The following is a 12505-nucleotide window of genomic DNA, read 5'->3' as shown; positions in this document are numbered from 1 at the left end:
CCTGCTCTAATCGGTCGTATGCCAATTATTGAGCCTGTGGCCTCTGCAGGTGCTGCACCAGAACTTTAACAAATCTGGCGGCTTCGCCCCCGGTGCAGGCCCGATGGTCGAATGTGATGGAAAGAGGCAGTGCCTTCACCGATTTAGCCACGCCATCTTCCAATATGACTTTGTCAATGATGCGACCGGCACCAACGATGGCCACTTGTGGTGGTGAGACCACTGGAGTTGCAAATATCCCGGCGATGGCGCCAAAGTTAGAGAGGGTAATGGTGGCGTGTTGCAGCTGCTCTCGCCCAATTCGACGTGCCCGGATCCCGGCAACGGTTTCGTTAAGCCATTTGCGCATTCCGGCTTGATCATATTTGTCGGCATCTCTGAGTACCGGTACATATAGCCCGTGACTACTATCAACCGCTATCCCAATATTTACATTAGAATGGACACAGCGTGTCATTGTATCGGCATCAAACCAGGCATTGAGAGCGGGCTCCTGCTTACAGGCATGAACAACTGCAGTGATTAATCGACCAGAGATATCTTCATCTTTACTCCACTGAGAGAGCAGTGCTTCTTCAGTAATGGTAACCGAAGCCACATTATGATGGGATTCCGACATGGTACCCACCATCGTACGTCTAGCCCCTTTAAGCACTTCCGTCCCAGGGGTCTGTTTTCCAACTTCATTGTAGATGTCGCTGTCAGTAATAACACCATCATGTCCACTGCCTTTAACGCGCAGCAAGTCCACGCCCAACTTTTTAGCTAGCAGGCGGGCAGAAGGCATCGCTGTGACAGGCTTTGTGTTGCCGGAGTGATGCGAAGGGCCAACCCAGAAATCGTCCACGTCTACATGATGCGTCTGACTGGACACACTACCAACGACAGTGGCAGCATCCTCGCTGCCTTGGGTTTGATTGGCCGTCGAGGTTTCGGTCACTGCTTCTTCTATTTCTACTAAAAGGCTACCGATATTAATAACATCGCCTTCGTCGCCATGCCTGCTGATGATTTTTCCGCTATAAGGAGCAGGCACTTCGACAACGGCTTTTGCCGTTTCAACGGTTAAAATCACCTGGTCGACTTCCACCTTGTCACCCACGTCAACGTGCCATTGCACGATCTCTGATTCTGCGAGCCCTTCCCCTAAATCTGGCAGTAAAAATGATTTCATTTCCAGCCCTCCACAATGTCGCGCGCGGCGAGAACAATGTCTTCTTCCTGAATTAAGAAATAATCTTCGTTTTTATAATAGGGCATCACGGTATCGAGACCGGTGACACGCTTCGGTGGTGCCTTGAGCAAACACATTGCGTGTTCTGATGTTCGGGTAATGATTTCAGCGCCCACACCACAACTTCGGCTGGCTTCATGTACCACCAGTAAACGTCCTGTTTTCTCCAGAGATTTAAATATGGTGTCCATATCAATAGGTTTGATGCTGGCGAGGTCGATCACTTCTGCCTCAATCCCTTGTTCTGATAGCGTAGCAGCTGCTTGTAGTGATTCTATGACACACGCTCCCCAGGTCACTAACGTAACATCACGCCCTTTACGTAATGTGTAGCAGGTGTCCAGCGGCAGTGCCTCTCCGTTGTCGATTATGTTCGATTTGACTGTGCGGTAGATGCGTTTGGGTTCAAAGAACATCACCGGATCATTGCAACGAATGGCCGCTAGTAGTAACCCATAAGCTCTTTGAGGTGACGACGGGATGACAACGCGCAGACCGGGTATGTGGGCAAACATCGCCTCAACACTTTCTGAATGGTGCTCTGGAGCATGGATCCCGCCGCCAAACGGCGCTCTGAACACGGCAGGGCAGGTCAGTCTTCCCCGGGTGCGATTTCGCATTCGCGCTGCGTGACAAATAAGATGCTCCATCGCAGGAAAGACAAAACCCTGGAACTGGAATTCAGCGACTGGTCGTAAGCCTTGTGTTGCCATACCAACAGCCACTCCGCCAATAAGGGCTTCTGCCAGCGGGGTATCGATCACTCGACGCAGACCAAATTTTTCTTTGAGCCCAACGGTAGCGCGGAATACCCCTCCGTTGTCGCCCACATCTTCGCCTAGCAGAACGACGCTTGGATCGTTGGCCATTTCATAATGCAGGGCGAAATTGACCGCTTCGACCAGCGTCGCTTCGGTTACATTTACGGAGGTGTTGAGATTACCCATGCTTACCTCCCTGCATACGCATTGTCTTATGAATCAGTTCATCTCGTTGCCGGTGTAACTCTTTTGTAGGCTGTTCATAAAGATAGTCGAAAGCAGACTCTGGTGGTTGAGGAGGCGTGTTCAAATAACGTGTGACAGCCTGTTCTACTAGGGCCTTAGCTTCGTCAATAAGTGCATGTTCTTTGTCTTCAGACCATAAACCCTGAGACATAAGATAGGTATTTAGGCGGGCGATGGGTTCATATTCCCATGCTTGTTTCAATTCCTCATCACTGCGATAGCGACTGGCATCATCAGCGGTTGTATGGTCGCTGAGTCGATAGCTGATAGCTTCTACTAATGTAGCCCCTTTGCCTTTCCTAGCACTACCGATGGCATTAGTAAGAACATCCAGCATTGCGATAACGTCGTTGCCATCGACTGTGATACCCGGAATACCTGCGCCTTTTGCCTTGTCAGCGAGGTAGTCAGCGCCGCATTGTAGTGCTCGGGGCACGGAGATGGCCCATTGGTTATTGTTAACGACAAACACCAAAGGTATGTTCCAGGCACCGGCACAGTTCAGGGATTCGAGAAAATCACCTTTGGAAGTTGCACCATCGCCACAGGTCACCAGTGCGACTTGATGATTTCCCTGTATCTTTAATGCCGATGCGACGCCCACAGCATGGGTGCATTGAGTCGCTATTGGGACGCAGAAAGGGAGATCGCGGCAGGGGTTATCACTCGTTGTGAAGGCGAAGTCACTACCACGCTCGTCACCGCCCCAGTATTGAAGGTTTTTTTCCATTGGAATACCCCGAACCCACATAGCTGGCATATCCCGATAATAGGGAACAAACACATCTCTGGAGCTAAGCGCGTGCCCAATGGCGATACCGATGGCTTCCGCCCCCATATGAGAAGGGTATGTGCCGAGTTTACCGGTTCGCTGTAAAGCGACCGCTTTGGCATCGTATGTTCTGGCGACTACCATGTCGCGATAAAGCTGCAGTAAGGTCTGGTTATCGGCCCAGTCGGGTAGCGGGCTAACTAACTTGCCTTGGTAGTCGATAAAACGGTGCATGGGTAATGCTTGTACGTTCATCTCGAACTCCTTTACACCGACTCTGGGTAGGAGTGGGTGGTACGAGCTGCCTTTCGCTATTCAGTTCAGTGACAGGCAGCTGACGAATACGTCTGGATACTATAAGTGTAAATAAAATGTTAAATTTTGCTAGATATGACAAATGACTAATTAGTAAATAAAACCTTACAGCCAGATTTGAATGGATAAAAGTTTCGTCTGATTTTTAATTTTCAGATAAGTATGCTAAATGTGAGCGATGGTCTTGAGGTCGGCTGAAACATGCTGCTGTTTATTTAAACAACAGCGTTGCAGTGTCTGAGGTTGACTAACTTGGTTACAGACGGCTCGGGTGCGGGGGAGGGGCTAATGAAACTGTGCTCCTGACTACTATTCTTCATAAAGTTCCAGAGGTAGTCCATCCGGGTCCTGAAAAAAAGTGTAACGTTTGCCGGTGTATTCATCCGTGCGGATTGGTTCTACCGCCACGCCCTTGTCAGTCAGTGTTGTAACGGCTCGTTCAATATCGTCAACATTGAATGCAAGGTGCCTTAATCCTTGAGCCTCTGGAAAGCTCGGCCTGGCTGGCGCATCAGGAAAAGAGAACAGTTCTATTTGAGTCCCATCAGGCAAGGCGAGGTCAAGTTTGTATGAATCTCTTTGGGAACGGTAGTTTTCAGCGATCACAGTCAATCCGAGTGTCTGGGTATAAAACCGCTTTGACGTCGGATAATCGGAGCAGATGATGGCGATATGGTGGGTGCCTTTTAACATAGTTTTTAATTCCATTAGCTAGGGACTAGTTTGACAGTTTGGCTGGTAATTCCCTGGTGACGTAATCGATGAAGACTCGTAGCCTTGCAGGCATATATTTGGTTTGGGCGTACTGCAATGCAATGGCCCCATGGTAATTGCTCTTAATGGTCCAGTCTGAGAGCACTGCCACAACACTGCCTTCATTAATAGCTTCCTTAATCACAAAGTCGTGGAAGATCCCAATCCCTAATCCTTGTTTGACTCCGTGCAGGCGCATCTGTGAGTGGTTAATGGCATAACGACCAGATACTTTAACGGTGTGGAATTCATCATCTTTAAAAAAATCCCATACATTGTCCCGGTCGGTTTCTGCCAGATAGAGGCAGTCATGTCGTTGTAGTTCTTCAGGAAAAGCGGGCAAACCGTTATCATTGATATAGTCAGGGCTGGCGCAAAGAACCAGATTGGTCGGTCCCAGCTCTTTCATGACCAGATTCTCATCGGGTTTATCAGTCAGTTTAAAAGCCACATCAATTCCCATATTCAACAGATCAAAATCCCCGTCTATGGCGCGCACCTTGAGTTGTATCTCTGGATACTGCTGCAAAAAAGGGGCAATAAAAGGTTGCAAGACCGAGTTGAGAAATGCTTCAGGAGCCGCAACGGTGATAGAACCGCTAGGTTCGGTATGGTCAGAGTGAGAGACATCGACGGCTTGCTGGGCAGCATTAATCATCAATACACTCTGGTCATACACTTTCCGTCCTGCCTGAGTGATCACCAGTTTACGAGTTGTGCGTTCAAACAGTTTAACAGAAAGGGCACTTTCTAACCGAGTGATGGTTTTAGAGAGTGCCGATGGTGTGACACCGAGCTTTTTGGCTGCGGCAGTAAAACTGCCCTCATTGACTACCAGAATGTAAGACGCCAGATCCGGTAACAAGCTAATTAATTTGTGATTAAACACAATTGTTGCCTCAGATTCACTAATGGTTTTCCATCTTAAGGGATAATCGTTTGCACCTCAATGAACTAGAATGAATTCATTCAAGATAAACAGTGATCAATAAACTGTAATTGTCTTATCCCCTACATAACCTATTGATAAATAGGATAGAAAAAAGGAATCCGATATGTCTTCCGCGTTTTATAAGCAAATCCAAGATCAGATTGAAGAAGTCAAAGCTGAAGGGCTGTACAAGTCTGAACGTATCATCACGTCACAGCAGCAAGCGTCTGTTGAGATCTCAACGGGTGAAGAAGTACTGAATTTCTGCGCAAACAACTATCTTGGTCTGGCTAACCACCCAGCGCTTATTGAAGCGGGTAAAGCAGGAATGGATAAGCACGGCTTCGGTATGGCGTCAGTGCGCTTTATCTGTGGTACTCAAGACATCCACAAAGAGTTGGAACAAAAACTATCGGCATTTCTGGGTAAAGAAGACACCATCCTTTACACCTCTTGCTTTGATGCAAATACTGGCCTGTTCGAGACGATTCTGGACAAAGAAGACGCGATCATATCTGATGCGCTTAACCACGCGTCAATCATCGACGGTGTGCGTCTGTGTAAAGCCATGCGTTTCCGCTATGCGAACAACAACATGGAAGAACTGGAGCAGCAATTAATTGCCGCTACGGAAGCAGGTGCACGTCACAAGCTTATTGTGACTGACGGCGTATTCTCTATGGACGGAGTTGTAGCGAACCTTCCTGCTATTTGTGACCTTGCTGACAAGTACGGTGCACTGGTTATGGTTGATGATTCTCACGCGGTTGGCTTTATGGGCAAAAACGGCGCGGGTACTCATGAGTTTCACGATGTGGTAGACCGTATCGACATCATTACAGGTACGCTCGGTAAAGCGATGGGTGGTGCGTCCGGCGGCTATACTTCTGGTAAGAAAGAAGTGATCGACTGGCTGCGTCAACGTTCGCGTCCGTACCTGTTCTCAAACTCAGTTGCTCCTGCCATCGTTAGTGCATCCATTCGTGTTCTTGATCTGCTGCAAGAAAGTGGCGACCTGCGCGACCGTCTATGGGAAAACGCAGCGCATTTCCGTACTCGTATGGAAGCAGCAGGGTTTACTATGGGTGGAGCGGACCACGCGATCATTCCAATCATGCTGGGTGATGCAAAAGTGGCTGCAGAATTTGCAGAGCGCGCGTTGGCAAAAGGCATTTACGTTATCGGTTTCTCATTCCCTGTAGTTCCAAAGGGTCAGGCACGTATCCGTACGCAGATGTCCGCGGCTCACTCTCGTGAGCAACTGGATCGCGCGATTGATGCGTTTATCGAAGTTGGCAAAGACATGGGTCTTATCTAAGAGTTTTGGAGCTCAGATTAAAGAATCTGGGCTCTGTAAGTAAGGTTACACTATGAAAATTAAAGCGCTATCAAAGCTAAAGCCAGAAGAAGGCATCTGGATGACCGAGGTTGAGAAACCTGAAGTGGGTCATAACGATCTTCTTATTCGCATCAAGAAAACGGCTATCTGTGGTACTGACGTACACATTTATAACTGGGATGAGTGGTCACAAAACACCATTCCTGTTCCAATGGTTGTAGGTCACGAATACGTGGGTGAAGTCGTTGGCATTGGTCAGGAAGTACGTGGTTTCGAAATTGGTGATCGCGTATCTGGTGAAGGTCACATTACTTGCGGTCACTGTCGTAACTGCCGTGGCGGTCGCACACACCTTTGTCGTAACACAACAGGTGTCGGTGTAAACCGCACTGGCGCGTTCTCTGAGTACCTTGTGATCCCAGCGTTTAACGCATTTAAGATCCCGGCTGAAATCTCTGATGACCTAGCTTCTATCTTTGACCCGTTTGGTAACGCGGTACACACTGCATTATCTTTCGATCTAGTGGGTGAAGACGTTCTGATTACAGGTGCAGGCCCAATCGGCATTATGGCAGCTGCAGTTGCTAAGCACGTTGGTGCACGCCACGTTGTAATTACTGACGTGAACGAATACCGTTTAGATCTTGCTAAGAAGATGGGTGTTACACGTGCAGTAAATGTAATGGAAGAGAAGCTAGAAGACGTTATGTCTGAGCTAGGTATGACAGAAGGCTTCGATGTAGGTCTAGAAATGTCAGGCGTACCTTCTGCCTTCAACAGCATGCTAACCAACATGAACCACGGCGGTAAGATCTCTCTATTAGGTATTCCACCATCAGACATGGCGGTTGATTGGAACCAAGTGATCTTCAAAGGTCTGGTAATCAAGGGCATCTACGGCCGTGAAATGTTCGAAACATGGTACAAGATGGCTTCACTAATCCAATCTGGTCTGGATCTGACGCCAATCATCACGCACCACTACAAGATTGATGACTTCCAGGAAGGCTTCGACGTCATGCGCAGCGGCCAGTCTGGTAAAGTTATTCTGGATTGGGAATAAGAAGAGAGCACTCCTTGATGGGGTGCTTTTTTGTTTCCATTGCACTGTGTGCATAAGTAGTATAGTGGAGGTTTTGACGGTATTTTGCTGGAAAAAGAAACAACTTAGCCCCAAGGATTGCTTTCATTTCTAACCTATCATTTCACAAAAGTTTCTTAGGGTACTTAGCCTAATGAAATCGGGTTTAATATTAAAAAGCAACGTGAATCCTGATCACTGATGTATTTCACTCGTTAGCTGTATCACACATCAGTAAACAATGTGATGTAATTCTGAAGCGTAGTTATAACAACAAGTATCATCGAACATGTATCCGGTAGACATTTTAATATTGCACGTGGAGTAGACGGTTAGGAAAGCTATCAATTGCATAATATTTACATTAGACGAAATACCCTGATATCTCTGATGCAAAAGTCATGGGGTATCCCACATTACGTCGCATTGAGCATCTATTGCAGACTTTAATAATTCTATTAATGGAATGGCTCGGAGATTCAGGCTTACTGCCTGTTCAGATAGGGCTTCCTCTTCATCATCTTCAACATCACCAGTGGCAGAGGTGTTTTTTTGAGCTGCTGTGCTTTCGGCAGCGAGTGACAACGTCAATTTAGAAAGTGCCTCAGGGAGATCTGAAGCAAGAATAGCACCAGGTAATGTGCCACTATGACCCATCATCTTTATCATTTGCAGCCCAATGTCACCGAACATTGTGACGTTAGCATAGCTTTTACAGCGAAATGTAATTAGCATGTACAGCTCCTGTTTTTACTTGATTCTTTTGAAAAGAGTTACGCTCTTATCCTAAGGTCAACAGCAATTATTGATCCTGCTCTATCTAGAGCAGAGTCGCGAAGTAGTATCTAAGGTAAAACCTAAATCATCGTCGGTTTATTCATTCTCTATTATCCGCTTTCCATCTGAAATGATGTGTCTTAGATAGTACTTTTGTAAAGGGGTAGAGGTAGTGTTCCTGCTATCTAATTTTTCTAGCACTTTTTCAACTGATTGATTATCAATGATGAACAACCATTTACCACGAAATGGCGTCATGTAGATGGTATTTGTTACCAGTGATCGCGTTTTCTTACGTTGACCCAAACAGTATAGTCGGACTCAGTAATTAAAAAATGCGTTTCTCGTTTGCATTGATGTCCTTTCGACTAGTGGTGCTTATAAGTAGTTCATTGAACCAGTTTTCGACTCCATTAATAGGAATGATGAATGCAGGTCAAATCTTCAATGGTTACTGGTGTTGTTAAATTTATAACATTTAACTAGAAGATCAGTATGAATTGTAACTCATTTGGTAGACACAATTGAATAAGATAATCTAAGTCAAAACGAAGCTGTAAATTCTGTTACAAGCAAGGACGCTAACTCGCCTTGGGACAGAAATGTGCTAGCGATGATGAAGCTGCCACGTCCTTGGACAGAAGTTAGTTACAGTACCAGCTAAATTAGTAAATCGCGAAATATTCTAAGTATGGAAAGTGCCGTTCGTTACAACTTAGACTGCTTATCCACCGCGGACATCAAGTCAATATCTATTTAGATGTTACGATGTATGAAGTCGTTTTTGTTAACTAATGCCTTAGAAACGTACTGATGTTTTTAAAATCATAACCTTACAACCAAATGAAAATATGACCGAAGACTAAACTAACTATTTTCAAATTAAGGCTTATACTTAAAGTAGTTTCGCCAATTTGAGTTATTTTTTCATTATAAAACAAGTTTCCTTTCACAGTAATTCTCGAATTTTTTCGTTTAACTTCTGAGACAGTCCTACTGAGTGACTATGAAATATCTGAAGTTATCAAAGTCTTACCATATAGGGCTGGACTAGGTATATATGTCTGACAGAGAAATTGGATCAGTAAAATGGTTTAACGAGAATAAAGGCTTTGGATTTATCACCAAAGATAGTGATAGCAAGGATATTTTTGTCCATTTCCGTTCGACTTCATCTGATGGGTTTAAGGTCCTGTTGGAAGGACAAAAAGTAAGGTTTGAAGTTGAACTCGGTGAGAAAGGTCCGCACGTAATCAATGCGGCTCTCATCAAGATACGCTAGAAGGCATAGCAATCACAAGCTTTTCCTTCATTTTTGGAGTCTAGTTATTGTTTGATGGCAAAAGTCCATTCCAACTTCTTATTTCTTTTAGAATTTCAACTCTGATCCTTTCAGGTTATAGATATTCAGGTGATTAAAGCTATTTGGATATGGGAAATATAAAAGTGTCCAGGAAAACATGTCTATGACAAGGAGGTTCCTTTTATAAAGGTCAACCATCATTGAGAGGAAACAAATCATGATACCCACCAACGAAAAAACATGGCGCCAAACATATCAAAGGTCTCTGAATGTAAAAGACATTGAATATAGATACTGGTCATTAAAAAAAATTGCTCAAGATTATCAAGTAATTCTGTCCAAAATTCCCTTTACTAAGCGTCTTCTCATTGAAAATGTAATGCGACAAGCCTCAGATTTAAAAGAGTCATCTCAGATTATTGAAGCATTGCTTTTTAAAAATACGACGTTCGATTCCGAGAGCATTAGTAACTCATTAGAATTTAGTTTCTATCCTAGCAGAGTACTGATGCAGGACTATACCGGGATACCTGCTTTAGTCGATTTAGCCGCAATAAGAGATTCTGTAGCTCATGAAGGTGGGGATCCGAGCTATGTAACACCTAAATGCCCGGTAGATCTTGTCATAGACCATTCGTTAATTGTTGATCAGTCAGGTTCAGAATCTTCGATACATACAAATCGTGTATATGAAATGGCACGAAATAGAGAGCGCTATACATTTTTAAAGTGGGCACAAAAAAATTTCCGTAACTTGACCGTGATACCGCCCGGTAAGGGGATATGCCATCAGGTTAATCTAGAGTATCTAACTCAAGTTGTTCGTGAAGACGAAAAAGGAGTGTTAACACCAGATACTGTTATTGGAACTGATAGCCACACGACTATGGTAAACGGGTTAGGCGTGCTGGGTTGGGGAGTGGGAGGCATAGAAGCTGAAGCCGCAATGCTCGGCCAGCCTCTTAATATCGCAATCCCACGAGTTGTCGGAGTGCGTCTTGATGGGCAATTACGTCCTGGTGTAACTGCGACTGATTTGGTTTTGACGATTACGGAAAGGTTAAGATCTCATGGCGTGGTCGGTAAATTCGTAGAGTACTATGGTGACGGCTTAGCGACTCTATCTGTGGCAGACCGAGCAACGCTTGCCAATATGGCTCCAGAGTATGGCGCTACTTGCGGATTTTTCCCAATTGACGAAAATACTATCGCCTATTTAACTCTTACAAACCGATCCTCTTCACTCGTTGATAGAGTCCGCGCTTACGCTCAAGAGCAAGAGCTATGGTGGGATACAAACAGCCCCTCACCAGAGTATGATGAAAATGTTGTGGTGGATTTATCTGCTATCGTCACTTCAGTAGCAGGACCAAAACGACCTCAAGACAGACTTGACGTTAGTGCCATCAAGCAAGCGACTCTCGACCAATGCGCTATTGAAGGTGTTTCAGGCTCTAGTCATCGGTCAGAACGCTCAGTCTCATCTAAGCGCTTAAACCATGGTGATGTTGTCATTGCAGCCATCACCTCATGCACCAACACATCGAACCCAGCCGTTATGCTGACTGCGGGATTGGTGGCTATGGCAGCTGTTAAAAAAGGGTTGAACGTTCCTAGCTACGTCAAAACTTCTCTCGCCCCCGGGTCATTAGCTGTCGCTCGATATCTCAATGATACGAGTTTGCAACACTACTTCGACCTATTGGGATTTCATCGAGTTGGTTACGGCTGCACCACATGCATTGGTAACTCTGGCCCACTGAAAAACAATCTTGAAACCGAGATCTTAGAAAACCGCCTGAACGTATCGGCGGTATTATCAGGTAATCGAAACTTTGAAGGCAGAATACACCCATCTGTTAGCCTAAACTGGCTTGCCTCACCACCATTAGTTGTTGCGTTTGCGTTAGCGGGTACGACCTGTATTGACTTAGAAAACGACCCAATTGCTATAAATAGTAACAATGAGCCTGTCTATCTAAGAGATCTGTGGCCAAGCCAAACCATGCTTGATGAAATGCTGAATCAAGTACATGAGAACCACTTTAGATTGAGCTACAGCGACATTACTGAAGGTGATGAAGAATGGGAACAATTGTCAATGAAAGACAGCCCTTGCTATCCTTGGGACGAAAACTCAACTTACATACAACGCCCTCCTTTTTTGGAAATACAACCGCCCACTTTTCCTATCGAATCTGCGCGTGTATTAGCCATTTTGGGGGATTCGATTACAACCGACCATATTTCACCAGCAGGCCTCATTTCAGAAAATAGCCCAGCAGGTCAATATTTGCTTTCAAAAAACATCGCCCCAGAAGACTTCAATAGCTATGGTTCACGCAGAGGAAATCATCACGTCATGTTTCGTGGGACTTTTTCAAATGTACGTTTGGAAAACAAAATCGCTTCCCCGACTATAGGAGGTGTCACGCGATGTTACGGCGATACAAAACTGGATGACTGTAACATGTCAACCAGTGAGAAAGTGCCTCCAGTCATTCCTATTTTTGATGCGAGCAGCAGGTCAATCGAACTTAATGTTCCTTTGGTAATATTTGCCGGCAAAGACTATGGTTCAGGCTCTAGTCGCGACTGGGCGGCAAAAGGATGTCTTTTGTTGAATATAAAAGCAGTCATTGCGGAATCCTTTGAACGGATTCATCGTAGTAATTTAGTCGGTATGGGCGTATTGCCTCTTCAACTGACGCGGCCAGATGAATTAAATTCACTAACACTAGAGGGCAATGAGACTGTTTTTATCGCTCCAAATGAACCTCTTAAGCCCTTACTAGAGATGAATATTATCGTCGTAACCGCTGAAGGTTCGGAACATTCTATTCCTGTTGTTGTACGTATCGACAACCCGAAGGAATTAGAATATTTCAACTCAGGAGGCATTCTTCAGTATGTTCTGAAGCAACTGCAAGCGAACATAACTAACATGCCATAGTGAAACCTCATCTCTCAGGTGACGGGCTAGCGGATTCTGC

10 protein-coding genes are annotated in these 12505 nt (G+C 45.3%); 4 read left to right on the top strand and 6 right to left on the bottom strand.

Features of this window, described 5'->3' with window-relative positions; translation table 11 throughout:
• Positions 1-25 precede the first annotated feature (25 nt).
• The 5 genes from C4S60_RS00805 to C4S60_RS00785 all read right to left on the bottom strand — a co-directional run bounded on the left by C4S60_RS00805 (position 26) and on the right by C4S60_RS00785 (position 4970).
• Entirely contained in the window at positions 26-1174 is a 1149-nt protein-coding gene (locus C4S60_RS00805) for a dihydrolipoamide acetyltransferase family protein (RefSeq protein ID WP_167390945.1), read from the bottom strand.
• Entirely contained in the window at positions 1171-2181 is a 1011-nt protein-coding gene (locus C4S60_RS00800) for an alpha-ketoacid dehydrogenase subunit beta (protein ID WP_103878414.1), read from the bottom strand. Before C4S60_RS00800 ends, C4S60_RS00805 begins: the two co-directional genes overlap by 4 nt.
• The gene (pdhA, locus tag C4S60_RS00795) at positions 2174-3268 is read right to left on the bottom strand and encodes a pyruvate dehydrogenase (acetyl-transferring) E1 component subunit alpha (protein WP_103878413.1); all 1095 of its coding nucleotides are present in this window, start codon (positions 3266-3268) and stop codon (positions 2174-2176) included. Before pdhA ends, C4S60_RS00800 begins: the two co-directional genes overlap by 8 nt.
• Before the next feature lie 369 nt (positions 3269-3637).
• Positions 3638-4021: an SMU1112c/YaeR family gloxylase I-like metalloprotein gene (gene gloA2, locus C4S60_RS00790; RefSeq protein ID WP_103878412.1), complete on the bottom strand. Its 384-nt coding sequence runs from the start codon at positions 4019-4021 to the stop codon at positions 3638-3640.
• 25 nt (positions 4022-4046) lie between these two features.
• Positions 4047-4970 carry a LysR family transcriptional regulator gene (locus C4S60_RS00785; RefSeq protein WP_103878411.1) on the bottom strand — a complete coding sequence of 308 codons (924 nt, stop codon included), beginning with the start codon at positions 4968-4970 and terminating at the stop codon, positions 4047-4049.
• A gap of 166 nt (positions 4971-5136) precedes the next feature.
• Here C4S60_RS00785 and C4S60_RS00780 point away from each other — a divergent pair, with 166 nt between their 5' ends.
• Complete coding sequence (locus tag C4S60_RS00780; RefSeq protein ID WP_103878410.1) at positions 5137-6330, top strand: glycine C-acetyltransferase; 1194 nt, start codon at positions 5137-5139, stop codon at positions 6328-6330.
• A gap of 52 nt (positions 6331-6382) precedes the next feature.
• Positions 6383-7414 carry an L-threonine 3-dehydrogenase gene (gene tdh / locus C4S60_RS00775; RefSeq protein WP_103878409.1) on the top strand — a complete coding sequence of 344 codons (1032 nt, stop codon included), beginning with the start codon at positions 6383-6385 and terminating at the stop codon, positions 7412-7414.
• Between the two features lie 417 nt (positions 7415-7831).
• Here the strand turns inward: tdh and C4S60_RS00770 are convergent, their stop codons facing one another.
• On the bottom strand, positions 7832-8167 hold the full coding sequence (locus C4S60_RS00770) for a DUF1840 domain-containing protein (protein ID WP_103878408.1): 336 nt from the start codon (positions 8165-8167) through the stop codon (positions 7832-7834).
• A gap of 1102 nt (positions 8168-9269) precedes the next feature.
• Here C4S60_RS00770 and C4S60_RS00765 point away from each other — a divergent pair.
• Together C4S60_RS00765 and acnA are read left to right on the top strand one after the other, a co-directional pair.
• Positions 9270-9491: a cold shock domain-containing protein gene (locus C4S60_RS00765; protein WP_103878407.1), complete on the top strand. Its 222-nt coding sequence runs from the start codon at positions 9270-9272 to the stop codon at positions 9489-9491.
• A gap of 238 nt (positions 9492-9729) precedes the next feature.
• Entirely contained in the window at positions 9730-12465 is a 2736-nt protein-coding gene (gene acnA, locus C4S60_RS00760) for an aconitate hydratase AcnA (protein ID WP_103878406.1), read from the top strand.
• The last annotated feature ends 40 nt before the right edge of the window (positions 12466-12505 follow it).

Origin of the sequence: Vibrio hangzhouensis (genome assembly GCF_900107935.1) — a bacterium.
Lineage (GTDB): Bacteria > Pseudomonadota > Gammaproteobacteria > Enterobacterales > Vibrionaceae > Vibrio > Vibrio hangzhouensis.
This window is presented reverse-complemented; position numbering and strand designations above follow the sequence as displayed.